General features: G+C 63.5%; 17 protein-coding genes and 1 pseudogene. 2 read left to right on the top strand and 16 right to left on the bottom strand.

Annotated elements, in window-relative coordinates:
* The 4 genes from Q8R73_RS05200 to Q8R73_RS05185 all read right to left on the bottom strand — a co-directional run.
* The coding region (locus Q8R73_RS05200) for a histidine kinase dimerization/phospho-acceptor domain-containing protein (RefSeq protein WP_305718467.1) at positions 1-1,600 on the bottom strand (1,600 nt) is incomplete at its 3' end.
* Between the two features lie 198 nt (positions 1,601-1,798).
* Positions 1,799-2,641 carry an amidohydrolase family protein gene (locus tag Q8R73_RS05195; protein WP_305718466.1) on the bottom strand — a complete coding sequence of 281 codons (843 nt, stop codon included), beginning with the start codon at positions 2,639-2,641 and terminating at the stop codon, positions 1,799-1,801.
* A 16-nt stretch (positions 2,642-2,657) separates the two neighbouring features.
* A complete protein-coding gene (locus Q8R73_RS05190; protein ID WP_305718465.1) occupies positions 2,658-5,786 on the bottom strand; it encodes an efflux RND transporter permease subunit in 3,129 nt (1,042 codons plus the stop codon).
* A 3-nt stretch (positions 5,787-5,789) separates the two neighbouring features.
* On the bottom strand, positions 5,790-6,923 hold the full coding sequence (locus Q8R73_RS05185; protein WP_305718464.1) for an efflux RND transporter periplasmic adaptor subunit: 1,134 nt from the start codon (positions 6,921-6,923) through the stop codon (positions 5,790-5,792).
* Positions 6,924-7,076: 153 nt separating this feature from the next.
* On the opposite strand from Q8R73_RS05185, the gene xth reads away from it, so the two are divergent.
* Positions 7,077-7,868 carry an exodeoxyribonuclease III gene (xth, locus tag Q8R73_RS05180; RefSeq protein WP_305718463.1) on the top strand — a complete coding sequence of 264 codons (792 nt, stop codon included), beginning with the start codon at positions 7,077-7,079 and terminating at the stop codon, positions 7,866-7,868.
* 13 nt (positions 7,869-7,881) lie between these two features.
* Here the strand turns inward: xth and Q8R73_RS05175 are convergent, their stop codons facing one another.
* Together Q8R73_RS05175 and ilvD are read right to left on the bottom strand one after the other, a co-directional pair.
* Positions 7,882-8,712, bottom strand: coding sequence for a sel1 repeat family protein (locus Q8R73_RS05175; protein ID WP_305718462.1), 831 nt, complete (start codon positions 8,710-8,712; stop codon positions 7,882-7,884).
* A complete protein-coding gene (gene ilvD / locus Q8R73_RS05170) occupies positions 8,699-10,423 on the bottom strand; it encodes a dihydroxy-acid dehydratase (protein ID WP_305718461.1) in 1,725 nt (574 codons plus the stop codon). The genes Q8R73_RS05175 and ilvD overlap by 14 nt, the downstream gene beginning before the upstream one ends.
* A 631-nt stretch (positions 10,424-11,054) precedes the next feature.
* Here ilvD and Q8R73_RS05165 point away from each other — a divergent pair.
* Entirely contained in the window at positions 11,055-11,225 is a 171-nt protein-coding gene (locus tag Q8R73_RS05165) for a hypothetical protein (protein WP_305718460.1), read from the top strand.
* Positions 11,226-11,275: 50 nt separating this feature from the next.
* On the opposite strand, the gene Q8R73_RS05160 is transcribed toward Q8R73_RS05165, so the two are convergent.
* From Q8R73_RS05160 to Q8R73_RS05115, 10 genes and pseudogenes are all read right to left on the bottom strand, one after another.
* Complete coding sequence (locus tag Q8R73_RS05160) at positions 11,276-12,247, bottom strand: tripartite tricarboxylate transporter substrate binding protein BugD (RefSeq protein WP_305718459.1); 972 nt, start codon at positions 12,245-12,247, stop codon at positions 11,276-11,278.
* A 59-nt stretch (positions 12,248-12,306) separates the two neighbouring features.
* Positions 12,307-13,548, bottom strand: coding sequence for a threonine synthase (locus Q8R73_RS05155; RefSeq protein ID WP_305718458.1), 1,242 nt, complete (start codon positions 13,546-13,548; stop codon positions 12,307-12,309).
* A 161-nt stretch (positions 13,549-13,709) separates the two neighbouring features.
* Complete coding sequence (lpdA, locus tag Q8R73_RS05150) at positions 13,710-15,128, bottom strand: dihydrolipoyl dehydrogenase (protein ID WP_305718457.1); 1,419 nt, start codon at positions 15,126-15,128, stop codon at positions 13,710-13,712.
* Between the two features lie 4 nt (positions 15,129-15,132).
* Entirely contained in the window at positions 15,133-15,561 is a 429-nt protein-coding gene (locus Q8R73_RS05145) for an endonuclease domain-containing protein (RefSeq protein ID WP_305718456.1), read from the bottom strand.
* Positions 15,562-15,710: 149 nt separating this feature from the next.
* Positions 15,711-17,069: a pyruvate dehydrogenase complex dihydrolipoamide acetyltransferase gene (locus Q8R73_RS05140; RefSeq protein ID WP_305718455.1), complete on the bottom strand. Its 1,359-nt coding sequence runs from the start codon at positions 17,067-17,069 to the stop codon at positions 15,711-15,713.
* 2 nt (positions 17,070-17,071) lie between these two features.
* The gene (locus tag Q8R73_RS05135) at positions 17,072-17,377 is read right to left on the bottom strand and encodes a DUF5076 domain-containing protein (protein ID WP_305718454.1); all 306 of its coding nucleotides are present in this window, start codon (positions 17,375-17,377) and stop codon (positions 17,072-17,074) included.
* Positions 17,378-17,381: 4 nt separating this feature from the next.
* Positions 17,382-18,782: a pyruvate dehydrogenase complex E1 component subunit beta gene (locus tag Q8R73_RS05130; RefSeq protein WP_305718453.1), complete on the bottom strand. Its 1,401-nt coding sequence runs from the start codon at positions 18,780-18,782 to the stop codon at positions 17,382-17,384.
* 48 nt (positions 18,783-18,830) lie between these two features.
* Positions 18,831-19,865, bottom strand: a complete 1,035-nt coding sequence (gene pdhA / locus Q8R73_RS05125) for a pyruvate dehydrogenase (acetyl-transferring) E1 component subunit alpha (protein WP_305718452.1) — start codon at positions 19,863-19,865, stop codon at positions 18,831-18,833.
* A gap of 167 nt (positions 19,866-20,032) precedes the next feature.
* Entirely contained in the window at positions 20,033-20,350 is a 318-nt protein-coding gene (locus Q8R73_RS05120) for a septum formation initiator family protein (protein ID WP_305718451.1), read from the bottom strand.
* A gap of 68 nt (positions 20,351-20,418) precedes the next feature.
* Positions 20,419-20,571, bottom strand: a pseudogene (locus Q8R73_RS05115) (ACP phosphodiesterase); the annotation flags it as partial.

Genomic DNA, 20,571 nt, shown 5'->3' with positions numbered 1-20,571 from the left:
CGGTCCCGCCGAAGCGCCGATTGATCGAGACGTCGGCCTGGGCGAAGTCGGTGAACAGCCGGCCGACACGATCCGGCGGAACGCCGATACCGCTGTCAGACACGCTCCATTCCACCGTAACGCGGCTGCTCTCTCGCGATGCGCAGGTGACCGCGATGGTCACTCCTCCACGCTCAGTAAACTTGACGGCGTTCGAGGCAAGATTGAGCAAGACCTGGCGGATTCTCGCGACGTCTCCGCTCAGGGTGGACGGAAGGCTCGGATCGATCTCGAGCTTGACCGTCAGTCCCTTGTCCTTCGCGCTCGTTGCAATGACCGAGGCAACGGAATCCACAAGCCTTGCCGGCGAGAAATCGATCGTCTCGAACTCCAGCCGGCCGGCTTCAAGTTTCGACAGGTCGAGAATGTCGTTGAGAATTCGTTGCAGGTTTTCGCCGGAATCCCGGATGGTGGCCACCGCGTGATGCTGCTCCGGATCGAGCTTCGTCTCCAGCAGCATGCTTGCCAATCCGAGGACGCCGTTCATGGGCGTGCGGATTTCATGACTCATCGTCGCAAGAAAGCCGGACTTCGCCTGGTTGGCCGCCTCGGCCTGCTCCGCACGCCAGCTTTCGGTGACGTCGTGACCAACTCCGCGATAGCCGGCGAAGTTACCGTCGTGGTCGAGCGTGGGCTTTGCAGTCAAGGTCCAGAGGCGGGCCTGGCCGCCGGCGACGACGTGAACGATGATTTCGCGGAGCGCTTCGCGTTTTTCCATCAGCGCGACGATGCCGGCTACCGCTGGGCGATCATCGGGACAGAGCATTTCCAGTGCCGTGACGAAATGCACGCCCTGCAGCAACTGGCTCGGAATTTGCGCCACCTCGACGAATCGCTCCGGAACGTCAATCAACCGGCACTCTGCGTCGGTCTGCCAAAGCCAGTCACTGGCGTTCTCCTGAAATTCCTTCAGCAACAGCGAGATCGTCTCGGTCTGGCGCGCGAGTTGCAATTGCGCCCGCAAATTGTCGAAGAACAGCCTGCCGTTCAGAATGACGTTGCGCGAAATGAAGACGGCATAGATCATCAGGAAAATTGCCGCGACGACGTAAGCATCGACCTGGCAAAGCAGCAGAGCCACCGCGGACGCGCTTGCCATGGTCCACACATATACCAACCCGGCGCCGGACACGGTGGAAAGCGTGAAGGCGCCTGCCGAGATCATCCCCGCCATCAGGCAGGCGACGATGAGTTGATACGTGGGACTGATCGCGGGAAGGATCACGACCGGCATCGTTCCCCAGGCGAGCGCCAGGATAAACGCCTGGACCGTCAATCGCCTTATGGCGTTCCGCGATGCTTCTTTCGGCGGGCGGCGGCGCGACCGTACCCACGACCGCGTCGCCATGCCGGCCGCGACGGCAATCGTTAACGCCCAGGCGCCGAGAAAGATATTCGAGCCGGTATTCCAGAAAACCGCCAGAATAATCGCGACATTCACCAGATTGATCGTCATGGTGAGCGGGACGAGCCGAGTGATGGCATCGATCTGTTTGGCGCGAATGCGGCGCATCTCGCGTTCGCTGAGGTCGTTCGCTTCGAGTCCGGCTACGGGAAACAGGCCGCGAAGCCGAACGGCGAGCCCACCGGGGGCCGCGCCGCGCCCGGTCTGCTCTGCGGTCGCCAAGTTTCCTGACCGGTTCATGCTGCGCCGACACCTGATTTGCGCGTCAGCAAACGATCGAGACCGCTTAAATGACGTTAATCTGGCGCACCGTAACAATACGGGGCCGACGACGACCGCCGCGCCAGGCCGAACCTAGGGTGCGGCGAACAATGCCCTGGCGTTGCCATGCGCAATCTGCGCGGCCACTTTCGGCGGCAGTTGTGCCAGCCAGGCGCGATAGCCGGCCATGATTTCACCATAGCTCGCCCAGCGCTCCGGCACCCATGTGTCCGAACCGACCATGAACCGGTCGGGGTATCGCTCGAACAGCGATCGCCACTCCGGCGTCAGCTTGCCTCCGCCCTCGGTGATGCCGCTGCGGTAGGACAGTTCACCCCAGAGCTTCGGATATTTGGCCATCATCGCGCCGACGCGCTCGCCGGACAGCCCGAAGCCGGTATGGGCCCAGATGATCTGCGCCTTCGGATTATGCCGCATCAGGATTTCGACCGCGACGTCATCGGCATGGGCATGCAGATAGAGGTTGTTCGCCACGGCGAAGTCGACGGTCTTCCTGACCCATTCGCTGTCGGCGTCCCCGCTCGCCAGATGAAATTCACCGATGCCGCGATAGTAGCCGCGCTTGAATTCCTCCTGCACCAGATCGAAGATCACGGGGTCCTTGAACCAGGTCTGGATGTCGGGGCGGACCCGGTAAGGCCGGATGAACGGCACCACTTGCAGCCCGTCCGCCTTCGCCCCCACCAGCGCATGGGTGCCGCTGTTGGGCCGGCTGGTCGCCAGAATGCCGGTGACGCGATGCTCCTTGAACAGCGCCAGCACCTCATCCAGCTGATAGAAAGGCTTGGGCTCCCAGTTGTAATGCAGGTGAGCGTCGAAAATCTCGATCGGTTCGTCCGCGAGCGCGCGATCGTCGATGGCGGCCAGCAGGCAGGTGGCGATCAGCGCTGCGATCCATCCCCGACGCGAATTCATGGCCGCTTCTGTCCCATTATTCCGCCGCCACGACGCGTGGCCGCTCGACATTGTCTGCCTCGTCGGTCTGCGGCTCGAGCCGGCGTTTGAGGCGGCGATCGACGCGGTCGAGGTAGATATAGATCACCGGCGTGATGTAGAGCGTCAGCAGCTGCGACAGGCAGAGCCCGCCGACCACGGCCACGCCGAGCGGCTGACGCAGTTCGGCGCCCGCTCCGGCGCCGAGCGCAATCGGCAGCACGCCGAAAATCGCAGCGAATGTCGTCATCATGATGGGGCGGAACCGGAGCAAGGCGGCTTCGCGAATGGCGTGCTCGGCGCTCAAGCCGACGCGGCGGCGTTCCAGTGCGAAATCCACCATCATGATGGCGTTCTTCTTGACGATGCCCACCAGCATCACGATGCCGATCATGGCGATGACCGACAGCTCCATGTTGAACGCCATCAGGGTCAGGATGGCGCCGATGCCCGCTGACGGCAGGCCGGAAATGATCGTGATGGGGTGAATGAAGCTCTCGTAGAGGATGCCGAGGATCACGAAGGCCGCGAACACCGCCGCCAGGATCAGAACGCCCTGCCCGCGCAGCGAATCCTGGAATACCTGCGCGGTACCGGAGAAGCCGGTGGCGATGGTCGCCGGAAGGTTGGATGCCGCCTCGAGCGCGGTGATCTTGTCCACCGCGTAGCCCAGTGAATGGCCGGGTGCGAGGTTGAAAGAGATCGTCACCGCGGGCTGCTGACCCTGATGGTTGATCTGCAGCGGGCCTACCGTCGGCACCAGCTTGGCCACCGCATCGAGCGGAATGGTCTGGCCGCGCTCGGTTTTAACATAGAGCTTGGAGAGATTGGACGGGTCGACGCGGAACTCCGGCTTCGCCTCCAGGATGATCTTGTAGTCGTTGGACGGCATGAAGATGGTGCCGATCTGTCGACCGCCATAGGCGTTGTAGAGCTGGTTGCGAACCTGCTCCACGGTGACACCGTAGACCGCGGCCTTCTCTCGGTCGATCTCGACCGTCATCTGCGGGTTCTTGATGTAGAGGTCGGTGGTGACGTCGAGCAGGCCCGGGATCTTCTCGATCTTGTCGCGCATTTCCGGCGCGAACTTGTAAAGCGACTCGGTATCGCCGCTCTGCAGCACGTATTGATACTGGCTCTTCGAAATCCGGCCGCCGATATTGAGGTTTTGAATCGGCTGAAAGAAAGCCTGCAAGCCGGGGATCTCCCGCGCCTTGAGGCGCAGGCGTCCGACGATGGCCGGAAGTTTGTCGCGGGTCTCCTTGGGTTTCAGCGCGATGAACAGGCGGCCGTAATTGGCGGTCGTATTGGGACCACCCGCACCGACGGTGCTGTTGATGTAGTCGATCGCCGGGTCGGCTTTGAGGACCTCGACCAGCGCCTGCTGCCGTACGGTCATCGCAGCGAACGACGTATCGGTGGCGGCCTCGGTAACGCCGATCAGGAAGCCGGTGTCCTCCTGCGGAAAGAAGCCTTTCGGAACGACCATGTAGAGATAGACCGTGCCACCCAGGGTAGCCAGCGTGACCACGAGCATCAGCGCCTTCCGCGCCAGCACCCAGTCCAGCGTCCACTCGTAGGCGCGAAGCCAGGAATCGAACATCCGTTCGAAGACGCGGAACACGACGTTGGGCTTCTTGGCGGGATCATGCGCCTTGAGCATGCGGGCGCACAGCATCGGCGTCAGCGTCAGCGACACGAATCCGGAAACCAGGATCGCGACCGAAACCGTCACCGCGAATTCGCGGAACACGCGCCCCACGATGCCGCCCATCAACAGCACCGGAATGAACACCGCGATCAGCGAAAAGGTGATCGAGATGATGGTGAATCCGATCTCGCGGGCGCCCTTCAGCGCCGCCTCGTAGGGTCGCATGCCCTTTTCGATATGGCGGACGATGTTCTCCAGCATGACGATGGCATCGTCGACCACGAAACCGACCGACAGGGTCAGCGCCAGAAGCGTCATGTTGTTGATCGAATAATCCAGCACATACATGACCGCACAGGTTCCGAACAGCGAGATCGGAACCGCAAGCGCCGGAATGAAGGTCGCCGATGCCGAGCGCAGGAACAGGAAGATCACCATGATGACCAGCCCGATGGCGATCAGCATGGTTTCCTCGACGTCGGCCACCGCCTGGCGGACCGAAACCGAGCGATCCATCAACACGTTGATCGAGACCGATGGCGGGATCTGCGCGCGCAATGCCGGCAATTTTGCCAACACGGAATCGACGACCGCCACCGTGTTGGCGTCGGGCTGCTTCTGAATGCCGACAACGATGGAACGGTCGCCGTTGAGCCAGCTCGCGATCTTGTCGTTCTCGACGCTGTCGTAGATCTGCGCCACCTCTTCCAGCTTGATCGGCGCGCCGTTCTTGTAGCTCACCACCACCTGGCGGTAATCGATTGCCTTGTCCATCTGGCCGGAGGCCTGAAGCGCGACGTCCTGCTTCGGTCCATTGAGGGTGCCGACCGGCGTCGAGGAGTTGGCGCGCGCCACGGCGACCCTGATGTCTTCCAGCGACAACCCCCGCGCCGCGGCCGCTTCCGGGTCGGCCTGAACGCGAATGGCGAATTTCTGCGCGCCGTAGATGCTGACCTGTGCCACGCCAGGGATCTGCGACAGGGCCTGACCGATGGTGATCTCGCCATACTCGTTGACGGCCGACAGCGGCAACGTCGCCGAACCGAGCACCACAAACAGCACCGGGAAGTCTGCCGGGTTCACCTTGCGGAAACTCGGCGGGATCGTCATCTCGACCGGTAGCCGGCGCTGCGCGATGGTCAGCGCCGTCTGAACGTCGAGCGCCGCCGCATCGATCTGGCGATTGAGATCGAACTGGATGGTGATGACGCTGGTGCCCTGCGACGAGTTCGACGACATCGACGAGATGCCGGCGATGGTCGACAGTTGCCGCTCGATGATGCCGGCCACCGACGACGCCATGGTATCCGCACTGGCGCCCGGCAGGGTCGCGGTCACGGCGATGGTCGGAAAATCGACCCGCGGCAGCGCCGAAACCGGCAGCAGCCGGAAGCCGAACACGCCGAACGCGATGATCGAAGCCGTGATCAGCGTCGTCATCACCGGCCGACGAATACACAGCTCCGACAGCGTCATCGCTCAGGCTCCGGCCTTGCGGGCGCGCGGCTCGGCCCGCGAGCCATCCGACAGCAGCAATTGTCCGTCGACGACGACATCCTCATTGCCGGACAGTCCTTCGGCGATGACCGAAAGGCCCTGCAGGGTGCGCTCGACTTTCACCGCCTGAACCCTGGCCACGCCGTCCTTCACCACGAATACGAAATTGCCGCTCTGGCTGCGCTGCACCGCCACGGTCGGAACGACCACGGCATTCTCGGTCCGGATGATCAACCTGGTGTTGACCAGCGTCCCCGGCCACAGGGTTTCGTTCTCGTTGTTCATGATACCGCGGACGGTGACCATGCCGGTGGTGGCATCGACAGAGTTCTCGACCATCGCCACCTTGCCGTCCTCGGACCGCTGGTGGCCCGGAATGGTCGCAATGACCTTGGGAGCCTCGGTCGCCATGGCGTCGCGCAGGTCGACCAGGACGCGCTGCGGAACGGCGAAAGTCACATAGACCGGCGCCATCTGGTTGATGACCGCCAGCGGCGCGGTATCGGCCGGGCGCACGAAATTGCCGACCTTGACGTTGGCCGCGCTGATCCGCCCGGAAAACGGCGCGTGAATGGTCGTGAAGCTCTTCTGGACCTTCAGATTTTCCAATGCGGACTGGGCCGCCTTGATGGTGCCGGCCAGGATATCGGCCTGGGTCTTGGCGTTGTCGACATTGACCTGCGTGGTGGCGCCCTTGCCGATCAGGTCGCCGAAGCGCCTGACGTCGCGCTGCGCCGCCTCGAGCTGCGCCCGATCCCGGGCGAGCACGCCTTCGGCCTGTTCGATCTGGGCATCGATCTGGCGCGCGTCGAGCGTAAACAGCAGGTCGCCCTGCTTAACTCGGGCGCCGTCTTCGAAATGCACTGATACGATGGTGGTTTCGACCCGCGATTTCAGCGCCACGCTGGAAATCGGCGTGACCGTTCCGATCGAATCGACATCGACCGGCACCGGTTTGCGCTCGGCCTTGGCCAGTTCTACCGAGACCACGCGCGCCCTCGGCGGTCCCTGGACGGAGGCGCCGCCGCCGCCAAACCATGCAGCGCGGGTGCCGTAGGCAGCAAGCGCCGCGACCGCGAGCGCGCCGGCCAGGATCATCAGGTTACGTTTCTTCATCGCATTTCACGTCTGCCGATCCACATCGACCGGGACGGTCCAATTCCCTGCCTTGAGGCCGCCTCTTCGCCCTTGTCTAAATGGTTATCACAGCCCCGCAGCGCATGGTATGCCAGCGAAACTAAAATTGCGGTAAGCCAACGGAACCCCTCAATGCGCATTGCGACGTGGAACGTCAATTCGGTCCGGCAAAGGGTCGACCATCTGCTGGTCTGGCTGAAGGATTGCGCGCCCGACATCGTCTGCCTGCAGGAGATCAAATGTGTCGACGAGGCGTTCCCGCGGGAGGCCATCGAGGCGCTCGGCTACAACGTCGTCACCCATGGCCAGAAGACTTTCAACGGCGTGGCGCTGCTCTCGAAGCTGCCGTTCGAGGAAACCAAATCGGGGCTGGCCGGCGACGACGAGGATGTCCACGCCCGGTTTCTGGAGGGCGTGGTGCCGCTGAAACGTGGCGTGCTGCGGATCGCCTGCCTCTATCTGCCCAATGGCAACCCGCCGGAGACCGAGAAATACCCTTATAAACTCAAATGGATGTCGCGGCTTCTTGAGTATTCGAAGCAGCGCCTTAAAGCGGAAGAGCCGCTGCTGCTGGCGGGCGACTTCAACGTCATCCCTACGGCGAAGGACGTCCATAATCCCGCGGCCTGGGTCAATGACGCCCTATTCCGCCCGGCCACGAGAGAAAGCTTTCAAACGCTGCTCGGCCTTGGACTCACCGACGCGCTGCGCGCGGTCACCGACGCCCCCGGGCAATACACCTTCTGGGATTATCAGGCCGGCGCCTGGCAGAAAAACCACGGCATTCGCATCGACCACCTGTTGCTGTCGCCGCAGGCCAGCGACCGGTTGACCGGGGTCGGTATCGACAGCTACGTGCGGGCCTGGGAAAAGCCGTCCGACCATGTGCCGGTATGGGCCGACATCGATCTGGAGACGGCCTGACCGGCTTGCCCGATCAATCCTTGCGGCCCTGCACCCAGTGCTCGAGCATCTGCAGCGCCATCGCCCGGTCGTCCTCGGACGCCTTGGCGATCGCCTTGTTGTAGCTTTCCTTGATCCAGGTCTCGTCGGGGGCAGCGCTGTCGCGCGCCAGTGTCAGCCACATCAGCCCGCGGGCGCGCTGAGGCGGCAGCTTGTCGCCGCTGAACAGCATCTGACCGAGCAAGGCCTGCGCCTGATGCTGTCCCTTCTGCGCGGCGAGGCCGAGCCAGCGCGCGCCGTAGCGGAAATCGTCGCGCGACGAGCCGGCGCCCTTGAGATAGAGCCGGGCCAGGTCGTACTGGGCATCGGCGTTGCCGAAATAGGACGCGGCGTAGGAGAACATCTCGCGCGCCCGCTCCGGATCGGACTTCACCTTCGAATTGGGAATACCCTTGAGGTAGTAGCGGCCGAGCGCCACGAAGGCGTTGGCGACGACGCCGGCCTGCGGCGCCGACGGACTGTCTTCCGCGTGCTGGTTGGCAATCCGGCTGAAATAGTCGAAGGCGCGCAGATCGTCCTGGGCGACGCCTTCGCCCTCGGCATACATCCGGCCGAGCTTCCACTGCGCGATCGGGTGACCGCCTTCGGCGGCGTATTGCAGCGAGGTCAGCGAGTTGATCGAGGCAGCCGTCGGCACCGACGCCGGCGGAACCGGCTTCTTCGAGGAAGCCGCGGTGCCGGGCTGGGGCGCAACCACCGGAATGGCCGCCTCCGCATTGACCGGCGAACCGTCGAATCCGAAGGCCGGGGCCGCCGGAACGGCCCCCAGAAGCAACGCAAAAATGATACGCCTAGATGTCCGCATAACACTGTTTCTCGTGCGCACCGCCCGGATGGGTTACCGCACCATCCACCGCCGGCCCCACCTGCTGGGCATATTTCCAGAGAGCACCCGATGTATGATTGGTCGCCCGGGGCTTCCATTTGGTCTTGCGTTCAGCCAGCTCCGCGTCGGTCAACTTTACGTTAAGAGTCCCGGCATCGGCGTCGATTTCGATGATATCGCCGTCCCGCAGCAGGCCGATCGGCCCGCCGATCGCCGCCTCCGGCCCGACATGGCCGATGCAGAAGCCGCGGGTGGCGCCCGAAAACCGGCCGTCGGTGATGAGGGCGATCTTGCCGCCCATGCCCTGCCCGGTCAGGGCCGCAGTGGTCGAGAGCATTTCCCGCATGCCGGGGCCGCCGCGCGGCCCCTCATAGCGGATCACGATGACCTCGCCCTCTTTGTAGGTTTTTTTCTGGACCGATTCGAAGGCATCCTCTTCGCGGTCGAAGCAGCGGGCCGGCCCGGTAAATTTCAAGTTCGACATGCCAGCGACCTTCACGATCGCGCCCTCGGGCGCGAGATTCCCCTTCAGGCCGACCACTCCGCCGGTGACGGTGATCGGCTTGTCAGCGGGCCACACCACATCCTGGTGCGGATTCCATTTCACGCTTTTGAGGTTTTCGGCGATCGTCCGGCCCGTCACGGTCAGGCAATCCCCGTGCAGGTAGCCATTGTCGAGCAGCGTCTTCATCAGAAGCGGTATGCCGCCAACCTCGAACATGTCTTTGGCGACATAACGGCCGCCCGGCTTCAAATCCGCGACATAGGGTGTTTTTTTGAAGATTTCGGCCACGTCGAACAGGTCGAACTTGATGCCGCATTCGTGCGCGATGGCCGGCAGATGCAGCGCAGCGTTGGTCGACCCGCCGGAGGCCGCCACCACGGCCGCGGCGTTTTCCAGCGCCTTGCGGGTGACGATGTCGCGCGGCCGGATGTTGAGGGCGATCAATTCCATGACCTTCTCACCCGCGGTCATGCAGAACGAGTCGCGGATTTCGTAGGGCGCGGGGGCTCCGGCCGAGTACGGCAGCGCCAGCCCGATGGCCTCGGATACCGTCGCCATGGTGTTGGCGGTGAATTGTGCACCGCACGCGCCGGCCGACGGGCAAGCCACCCGCTCGATTTCGTCAAGGTCCTCGTCCGACATCTCGCCGACCGAATGCTTGCCGACCGCCTCGAACATGTCCTGCACGGTGACCTGCTGGCCGCGGAAATTGCCGGGCAGGATCGAGCCGCCGTAGATGAAGATCGAGGGCACATTGAGCCGGACCATTGCCATCATCATGCCCGGCAGCGACTTGTCGCAACCGGCGATGCCGACCAGCGCATCATAGGCATGGCCGCGCATGGTCAATTCGACGGAATCGGCGATGCATTCACGCGACGGCAGCGACGAGCGCATGCCGTCATGGCCCATCGCGATGCCGTCGGTGACGGTGATGGTGCAGAATTCGCGCGGGGTGCCGCCGGCGGAGGCAACGCCCTTCTTCACCGCCTGGGCCTGGCGCATCAGCGAGATGTTGCAGGGCGCCGCCTCGTTCCAGCACGACGCCACGCCGACGAACGGCTGGTGAATCTGCTGGGTGGTCAGGCCCATGGCATAGAGATACGAGCGGTGCGGTGCCCGTTCCGGACCCTCCGTCACGTGACGGCTCGGCAGCCTGCCCTTGATGCTGGTCTTGGCGTCCATCGCGAACCTGTTTCCCCAGCCCACCCTCGTCAGATCCGGGAAATCAGGAGTTCCCCTTCGCCTTTGCGAGCGCCGTAGATATTAGCCTACGGGGAATGATTTCATTGAGGGGTGTGGCTAAATAGCGGCGCGCGCAAGAGCTTGCTGCAAGGAGAGTTAAATGTTCGCCGAGTGTTGCGGCTACGCAACAATCGTGGCCCGGCAGCCACGACGCATCGAACACGCCCTGGAGTTGTGCGTGGACTTTGTTCCACCACATAAGCCTGCCCGACGTCCTCCGCCGCAGACATGGTGAATCGCCCATTAACCTTTGTTGTCTAGCCTTTGGCGACGGCGCTGCGTAACGCGCCGGTAGTGAGGGTAGTCATGCGCCAGATTCTCATCATCGCCGCGGCAATGATCGCTTCGTCCGGAGCCCATGCTGCCGATTATCGCTCGCGGTACTACGAGCCACGGGCAGTTACGTCACCCCATGCGGCGCCGGCCTACATTCCCCATGTGCCGCCCGTGTATTATCTCCCCTCGCCGCCGCAATACGTTCAGGATTTGCGGACGGGCGCTCCAGGCCGCTGGGTATATCTCCAGCCTACATTCTTCGAGCGGCTCTTTGGCCCCGGGGACGGATACTGACGTGCCGGTCATGACGATGCGGCGTTGGGCTTTGCTGATCGGTGTCATCCTGATCGGCGCGATCGCCGCGATCTGGTACTATGACTACCGCAGCAAATGTCACGGGATCGACGAATGCGCCGCGCGGGCCGCCGAAGGCCATGAACGCGACACGCCGACCGAGCACCGCTGACTTCATCGAAGAGCGCGGCGACGCCGCGCCCTTCGAACGGTCAGACGTTCCTAGTCCACCTTGACATTGGCGGCCTTGATCATCGGCCACCATTTGGCGATCTCGGCCTTCTGCCAGTCGCCCAGCGCCTGCGGCGACAGTTTTTCCTTGGGTGGCATCGCCAGGCCGAGGTTCTCGAGCTGTTTGCGAACGGCGGCATCGTTCAGCGCGTCGACCGCCGCGGCGTTGAGCTTTGTCACGATGTCCTTCGGAGTGCCCTTCGGCACCCACAGTCCGGACCACAGGGTCATGTGAAACCCGGGCAGCCCCGCTTCGTCGGTGGTCGGAATGTCCGGCGCGGATGCAGCGCGCTTGGTATCGGTGACGGCATAGCCGCGGATGGTGCCGGCGCGTACCTGGTTGATGGAGTTGGAGAGCTGATCGACCATCAGATCGATCTGTCCGGCGACGAGATCGTTCATCGCGGGACCGGTGCCGCGGTACGGCACATATTGCAGCTTGGCGCCGGTGATGTTCTCCAGATACAGCCCGGCGATATGGCTGCCGGAGCCGGCGCCGGCGGTGACGGCGGTGGCCGGGGCCGGCTTCGCCTTGATCCATTCGATCAGTTCCTTGAGCGACTTGGCCGGAATCGCGTTCTTGCTGACGAGGATCATCGGATTGCTCGGCAGCAGCGCGACCGGCTCGAGGTCGGCCACGAGGTCGTAACCGAGCTTGTAGACCGCGCCATTGGCCACGTGGGTGCCGAGATGCCCGAAGCTGACCGTGTAGCCGTCGGCCGGCGAGCGCAACGCCCGTCCGACTCCGATGGAGCCACCGGCGCCCGTGACATTCTCCACCAGCACGGTTTCGCCGAGCGTCGTCTTCATGCGCTCGGCCAGGATCCGCGCCATCACGTCGGACGGCCCGCCGGCGGCGAACGGCACCACGATGGTGATCGGTCGCGACGGGAATTTTTCCGCCAGCGCGGTGCCGCCGAATGCCAGCATGGCCGTCAACGCAGCAAGTATCGTTCTTCGCATCTTATCCTCCCTCTGGCGCCGCACCATTCTGACGATGGATTGCAGCCTTCAACGATGGGCTACAGCCTGGCGTAGTCGATCGGCTGGTGACGATCGAGCGTTCGCGTGACCGGCGGCAGCGGGTATTTCAGTCCCGTCGCGCAGTTGAACAGCATCACGCGGTCGTTCTTCGTCACACGGCCGTCGGCCAGGCTTTGCTTGTACGCAGCATAGGTCGCCGCACCTTCCGGACACAAGAGCAGGCCTTCCTCGCGCGCGACCTCGTTGAGCGCAGCGGAAATCTTCTCGTCATCGACCGCAATGGCGAATCCCTTGCTCTCGCGCACCGCGCGCAGGATCAGAAAATCTCCGACCGCCTGCGGCACCCGGATCCCCGAAGCGATGGTGTGGGCATCCTCCCAGCGCGGCGCGTGCTCGGTGCCGGCCTCGAAGGCCCGTACCATCGGCGCGCAGCCCGACGCTTGCACCGCGATCATGCGCGGCCGCTTGCTTCCGATGAAGCCGATGGCTTCGAGCTCGGCAAAGGCCTTCCACATGCCGATCAGGCCGGTACCGCCGCCGGTCGGATAGAAAATCACGTCGGGCACGTCCCAGTCGAGCTGCTCGGCGAGTTCCAGCCCCATCGTCTTCTTGCCCTCGATCCGGTAGGGCTCCTTCAGCGTCGAGGTATCGAACCAGCCGGCCTTTGCCTTGCCCTCGCCGACGATCTTGCCGCAATCGTCGATCAGGCCGTTGACGCGATAGACGGTGGCGCCTTGCAGCTCGATCTCGCTGACATTCACCTCCGGCGTATCGGCCGGACAGAAGATCGTGGTCTTGATCCCGCAGGAGGTGGCGTAGGCCGCCAGCGCCGCACCGGCATTGCCGTTGGTCGGCATCGCCATGTGCTTGATGCCGAGTGCCTTGCCCATCGACACCGCCATCACGAGGCCGCGCGCCTTGAACGAGCCGGTCGGCAGCCGGCCCTCGTCCTTGACGATGATTTCGCCGCCGCCGATCTTCTTTGCGAGCTTTGGCAGCCGGATCAGCGGCGTGGTGATTTCGCCGAGGCTGACGATGTCGGCCACCTTGCGCACCGGCAGCATCTCGCGGTAGCGCCAGAGATCGGCCGGCCGCTGCGCCAGCGCGTCCTTTGTCAAAGCCTTCTTCACGCCGGCGAGGTCATAGCGGACCAGCAGCGGCTTGCCTGCCTTGGAAAGGTTGTGGATCTGGTCAGCCGGATAGTGATCGCCTTCCATCGCGCATTCGAGATGGGTGACGAAGTTCGGCCGTTCGATCGTCAAATTGTCATTGTCTTTCACGGGATTACGTCTCTTTGATTTTTCTCCGGCCTCATCCTGAGGAGCGCGCCCTCGCGCGCGTCTCGAAGGATGTGACAAGAGTTCCGGTGTTGCCCATCCTTCGAGACGCTTGCTTCGCAAGCTCCTCAGGATGAGGATCGGGGTTGCGCAGATATCAAGTCTCACATGTTCAGCACCCGGCCATAGGCGTCGAGCACCGCTTCCTTCATCGTCTCCGACAGGGTCGGATGCGGGAAGATGGTGTGCATCAGTTCCTCTTCCGTGGTCTCGAGATTCATGGCCACCACAAAGCCCTGGATCAGTTCGGTGACCTCGGCGCCGACCAAATGCGCGCCGAGCAGCTGGCCGGTCTTCCTGTCGAAGATCACCTTGACCAGCCCCTGGTCCTCGCCAAGCGCGATGGCCTTGCCATTGCCGACGAACGGAAACCGTCCGACCCGGATGTCACGGCCGGCTTCCTTCGCCCTGGCCTCGGTGAGGCCGACGGAAGCGACCTGCGGATGGCAATAGGTGCAGCCGGGAATGAGATTCTTGTCCATCGGGTGCGGGTGCAGGCCCTTGATCGCCTCGACGCAGACCACGCCCTCATGCTCGGCCTTGTGCGCCAGCATCGGCGGGCCCGCGACGTCGCCGATGGCGTAGATGCCGGGGACATTGGTCTTGCCATAACCGTCGATCACGATGCAGCCGCGCTCGGTCCTGACGCCGAGCTTTTCCAGCCCGAGGTTTTCGATATTGCCGACCACGCCGACCGCGGAAATCACCCGGTCGAACTCGATCGCCTGCGGCTTCTTGCCGTCGTCGATGGTGGCGACCACGCTGTCGCTCTTCTTCTCGAGATTTGTCACCTTGGTATTGGTGAGAATCCTGATGCCCTGTTTGTCGAACGCCTTGTGCGCGAATTTCGAGATCTCGGCATCTTCCACCGGCAGGATCTGCGGCAGTACCTCGACGACGGTCACTTCCGCGCCCATGGTGCGGTAGAACGACGCGAACTCGATGCCGATCGCGCCGGAGCCGACCACCAGCAGCGACTTCGGCATCTTGTCCGGCACCAGCGCCTCGACGTAGGTCCAGACCCGCTGCTTGTCGGGCTCCCGCCCCGGCAACACGCGCGGCCGCGCGCCTGTCGCGACGATGATGTGCTTGGCCTGATAGGTCCCCTCGCCTAGCGCGCCTTTCGGCGCGTCGACCGAGGATTTCTTCACCGTCAGCTTGCCCGGCGCATCCAGCGTCGCCTCGCCCCAGATCAACGTGACCTTGTTCTTGTTAAAGAGATAGCCGACGCCGTCGTTCAGCCGCTTCACCACACCGCGCGAGCGTTTCACCACGGCCTGCAGGTCGAACGAGATATTCTCGGCCGCCAGCCCATAGTCCTTGGCGTGCTGCATCAGATGATACACCTCCGCCGAACGCAGCAGCGCCTTGGTCGGAATGCATCCCCAATTGTTGCAGATGCCGCCCAGATAGGCTTTTTCGACCACGGCGGTCTTGAGCCCAAGCTGCGCCGCCCGGATCGCGGTGACGTAGCCGCCGGGACCGGCGCCGATGATGATGACGTCGAAGGAAGTGTCGGCCATTTGTTTACTCGCTATTGGCTTCCTTCCCCTCTCCCCTTGTGGGAGAGGGTGGATGCGCGCCGTCAGGCGCGCAGACGGGTGAGGGGGATGGCGCGGCAGACTCGAAGATCATTTCCAGCACCGACTGCGACCGCAACAGAATGTCGTTATTCCAGAAGCGCAGGATACGAAATCCACGCTGCGACAAGTCGTGATCACGCCGCTTGTCATTTTCACTTTCCGCATGCTGGCTGCCATCTGCCTCGACAATCAAACGCTGCTCAAACGAAACAAAATCCACGATCCAAGGTCCGATTGGAACCTGGCGGCGAAACTTCATGCTTGCGAGGCGGCGTGAGCGCAGCAGTCGCCAGAGCGCAATCTCGGCGTCCGTCGCATTGGTGCGCAGAGTCTTGGCGAAGGCTCGATTCTGCTTCGGTACTCGTTGACGCATTCCCCTCACCCGTCCGCCTTCAAACTCGGCTGTTGCCGAGTTTGCCACTAATTATTGCCAAAGTCGGATATATCCGACTTTGGTGGCGGCCACCCTCTCCCACAAGGGGAGAGGGAAGAAAGAGGTGCGTTCGGCACCACTCATTGCCGTCACACCATCATCATCACGGGATTTTCGATCAGCATCTTGAACGCGCCGATCAGTTCGGCGCCGAGTGCGCCGTCGACCGCGCGGTGATCGCAGGACAGCGTCACGCTCATAATGTGGGCGGCCTCGATCCTGCCGCCCCGCACCACCGCGCGTTCCTCGCTGGTGCCGACCGCCAGGATAGTGGCGTGCGGCGGGTTGATCACCGCGGTAAAATCCTTGATGCCGTACATGCCGAGGTTGGACACCGCCGTGGTGCCGCCCTGGTATTCCTCCGGCTTGAGTTTTCGGGCGCGCGCGCGGGCGGCATAATCCTTCATCTCGGCCGAGATGGTCGACAGCGTCTTGGTCTCCGCCTTGCGGATGATCGGCGTGATCAGGCCGCCGGGCATCGCCACGGCGACGCCGATGTCGGAGTGCCGGTGCTTGAGCATGCCGCTTTCGGTCCAGCTGACATTGGCGTTCGGGATCCGCTGCAGCGCGATCGCCATCGCCTTGATGACAAAGTCGTTGACTGAAATCTTGTAGAGCGGCTTTTTCTCCTTGTCCTTCGGCGCCGACGCATTGATCTCCTCGCGCGCCGCGAGCAACTTGCCGATGTCGCAGTCCATCGTCAGGTAGAAATGCGGAACTGTCTGCACCGAGGCGGTGAGCCGCTGCGCGATGGTGCGGCGCATGCCGTCATGCGGGATCACCTCGTAGCTGCCGGGCTCATACAGCGCGAGGATCTGCTTGTCCGACATGGAGGGCGCGATCGATGGCGCGGCTCCGGGTGCCGCAGCGGGCGCCTTCAACCCCTTGCCGGATTTGGCTTCCTCGACGTCGCGCGCGATGACGCGGCCGTGCGGGCCTGAGCCGTTGATACGGCCGAGTTCAATGCCGGCCTCCTTGGCGAGCCGTCGCGCCAGCGGCGACGAAAACGTGCGGGCATGGCCGTTGGTCTGTTGCGCGGGCGCAGCGGCAGCTTTCGGAGCTTCGGCAGATGCAGGCTTCGCGGGCGCCGGCGCTTCGGCCTTCGCTTCCGTCTTGGCCTCAGACTTGGCCTCAGACTTGGCTTCAGACTTGGCTTCAGACTTTGGCGCGCTTGCCGCCCCTGCCCCCGCCGCCTTTACGTCCTCGCCGTCGCCGGCCAGCACCGCGATCACGTCATTGACGGCGACATCCTGGGTGCCCTCGGGCACCACGATCTTCGCGATGGTGCCCTCGTCGACCGCCTCGACTTCCATGGTCGCCTTGTCGGTCTCGATTTCGGCGATGACGTCGCCGGATTTGACCTTGTCGCCCTCCTTCTTGAGCCACTTGGCCAGGTTGCCCTTTTCCATCGTCGGCGAGAGCGCGGGCATCAGAATGTTGATTGGCATTGTCAGTGACCCTGTTGCGACCGTGGCGTGGTGTTGCCGAGGTCGGTCGGCCGCGCAATTTCGGCTTCGAACATGTCGACGATGCGCCTCAGCGCATCCTCCTCGGTGTAGTCGCCCTCGCGCGCATAGACGCGGGCGGCATGGCGGGCGATGTCGACCAGCAGCAGGCCCCACATGTCCGGCTCGTCGAAGGCGCGCTGGAACGCGATCGACAATCCGCCGTCGACCACGAATGCACGCAACACCTCCGCGGCATCCTCCCGGTCGATCACATCAGGCGGCAATGGCTGTTCCTGGGGACCGGCCATTGGCTCACCGATAACAGACGGCTTTGGCGGCGGCGACCACTTCGGCCACCGAGGGCAAGGCCAGCTTTTCGAGATTGGCCGCATACGGCATCGGCACGTCCTTGCCCGACACCCGCGCCACCGGTGCGTCGAGATAGTCGAAGGCGTGCTGCATGATGCGGGCGGCGATTTCGGCGCCGACGCCGTTCTGCTGCCAGCCTTCCTCCACTGCCACGGCGCGGCCGGTCTTCTTGACCGAGGCGATAATGGTATCCGTATCCATCGGCCGCAGCGTGCGCAGGTCGATCACCTCGGCCTCGATGCCTTCCTTTGCCAGTTCGTCGGCGGCTTTCAGCGCATAGGTCATGCCGTGCGACCACGACACGATGGTAACGTGGCCCCCTGACCGCACGATGCGCGCTTTTCCTATCGGGATCACGAAATCGTCGAGTTTCGGGATCTCGCCGGAATGGCCATAAAGCATTTCGTGTTCGAGGAAGATCACTGGATTGGGATCGCGGATCGCGGCTTTCAGCAGGCCCTTGTAGTCGGCGGCCGAAAACGGCGCGACCACCTTGAGGCCGGGGACCTGCGAGTACCAGGCCGAGTAGTCCTGGCTGTGCTGGGCGCCGACCCGGGCGGCAGCGCCGTTCGGTCCGCGGAACACGATCGAGCAGCCCATCTGGCCGCCCGACATGTACAGCGTCTTGGCCGCGGAATTGATGATCTGGTCCATCGCCTGCATGGCGAAGTTGAACGTCATGAATTCGACGATCGGCTTCAGCCCGGCCATCGCCGCGCCGACGCCGATGCCGGCGAAGCCATGCTCGGTGATCGGCGTGTCGATCACGCGCTTGGCGCCGAATTCCTGCAGCAGGCCCTGGGTGACCTTGTAGGCGCCCTGATATTCCGCGACCTCCTCGCCCATCACGAACACGTCGGGATCCCGGCGCATCTCCTCGGCCATGGCGTCGCGCAAGGCTTCGCGGATGGTCATGGTGACCATCTCGGTGCCTTCGGGCACCTCCGGATCCGGTTGACTGACGGTCTGGGGGGCGGCCGGTGCCTTCTTTTCTTCGCCGCCGCCGGAGGCCGAGGCGTTGGCTTCGGCCGGCGGCGCCGGTTCGGCGGCCTTCTCCTGTTTCGCCGGCGCCGGCGCCTTGCCCAAATCGTCGGCACTTTCGCCGTCCGACAGGATGGTGGCGATCGGGGTATTGACCGCGACGTCGGCGGTGCCTTCCGGGATCAGGATCTTGCCGAGGGTGCCCTCGTCGGTGGCCTCGACTTCCATCGTCGCCTTGTCGGTCTCGATCTCGGCGATGACATCGCCCGACTTGATCGCCTCGCCCTCCTTCTTCAGCCATTTCGAAAGGTTGCCCTTCTCCATGGTCGGCGACAGCGCGGGCATCAGCACTTGAATTGGCATGGTGGCTCCAGGAATTCACTCGTCAGGCTGGAAGGCGCGCGCTCACGCTCAGCGGTAGACATCGGTATAGAGTTCGGACGGGTCGGGCTCGGGATCGCTTTGCGCGAACTCGGCCGATGCGTTGACGATCTCGCGCACTTCCGCGTCGATCGCCTTCAACTCCTGCTCGCTGACCTTGTCCGCCAGCAGGCGGTTGCGCACCTGCTCGATCGGATCCTGGTCGTGGCGGACCTTGTCGACCTCCTCGCGGGTGCGGTATTTCGCCGGATCGGACATCGAATGGCCGCGGTAGCGGTAGGTCTGCATCTCCAGGATGAACGGTCCCTTGCCGGCCCGGCACCAGGCCACCGCCCGGTCGCCGGCGGCCTTCACCGCGCGGACATCCATGCCGTCGATCTGTTCGCCGGGAATGTTGAAGGAGATGCCGCGCCTGGAAAAATCGGTTTGCGCGGAGGAACGCGACACCGAGGTGCCCATCGCATAGCGGTTGTTCTCGATGATGTAGACGACGGGCAGCTTCCACAGCTCCGCCATGTTGAAGCTCTCATAGACCTGGCCCTGGTTGGAGGCGCCGTCGCCGAAATAGGCCAGGCTGACGAAATCATTGCCGCGGTAGCGGTTGGCGAAGGCCAGCCCCGTGCCCAGCGACACCTGGGCGCCGACGATGCCGTGGCCGCCGAAGAAATTCTTCTCCTTGCTGAACATGTGCATGGAGCCGCCCTTGCCCTTGGAATAGCCGCCCCGTCGCCCGGTCAGTTCGGCCATCACGCCCTTGGCTTCCATGCCGCAGGCCAGCATATGCCCGTGGTCGCGGTACCCGGTTATAACCTGATCGCCCTGTTTCAGGGCCATCTGCATGCCGACCACGATGGCTTCCTGGCCGATGTAAAGATGGCAGAAGCCGCCGATCGCGCCCATGCCGTAGAGCTGGCCCGCCTTTTCTTCGAAGCGCCGGATCAGCAGCATGTCGCGCAGCGCGCGGAGCTCCTGTTCCCTGGTGAACTCGGGCGGACTGTCGGCGCCGCTGGCTTTCTCCTGCCCGTGCCCCGTTTCCTTTGTGACGCTTTTTTTCGCTGCGGCCATGGCACTTCCGGATGAGAGAACGAATAACCCTCTCTAACCCAACTCAAACCGCCATGAAAGGATTGCGTGGTCGCAGCGAAATTCCGCTATGCCGCACTGCAACCCAGCGACATTTTCGAAATCGATTTCGGCAATTTTTGAAATTTGCAGCCGGGAGGACGGCAGCGTCACTTCGGCTTGACGATTTTGACCAGGTCGCGCGGATTGACGTAATCGAGCTGGTAGCGCGCGCGCTCGTCGAGCATGTCCGGATCGACCCGGTCGGACCGCAGCAGCGACACCCGCGCCTCGCCGTCGAGGCGCTCGCGCTTCAGCCGCGCCAGCTCCGACGTCAGCGCGATGATTTCCTGGTCGAGCTCCTGCCGCGCGTTCAGCCCGTATTTGCCGGTATAGGCGTTGACGCCGAAATAGCCGACCATCGCCGCCGCCATCGTATAGAGGGCAAGCCCGGTGAGCAGGGATTTGAGTCGGGAGCGCGAGACCATGCCGTGACGATGCGACGGCCGGGTTAAGAGAATCCTAACATCCCGGCCGTCCCCGCGGCTGTGCCGGGCTATTTGTTCTGCTTGTCGACGAACGCCGCAAAGGCGTCGATGTATTGCTGCAGCACCTTCTGCACCGGTTCCTGGGTGAGCTGGCCCTTGTCGTCGAAAGCGTCGCCGACGCCGTTCAGGTAGATTTCCGGCTGCCCCATGATCGGGCCGGC

It is taken from the genome of Bradyrhizobium sp., from assembly GCF_030697065.1.
Taxonomy (GTDB): domain Bacteria; phylum Pseudomonadota; class Alphaproteobacteria; order Rhizobiales; family Xanthobacteraceae; genus Bradyrhizobium.
This window is presented reverse-complemented; position numbering and strand designations above follow the sequence as displayed.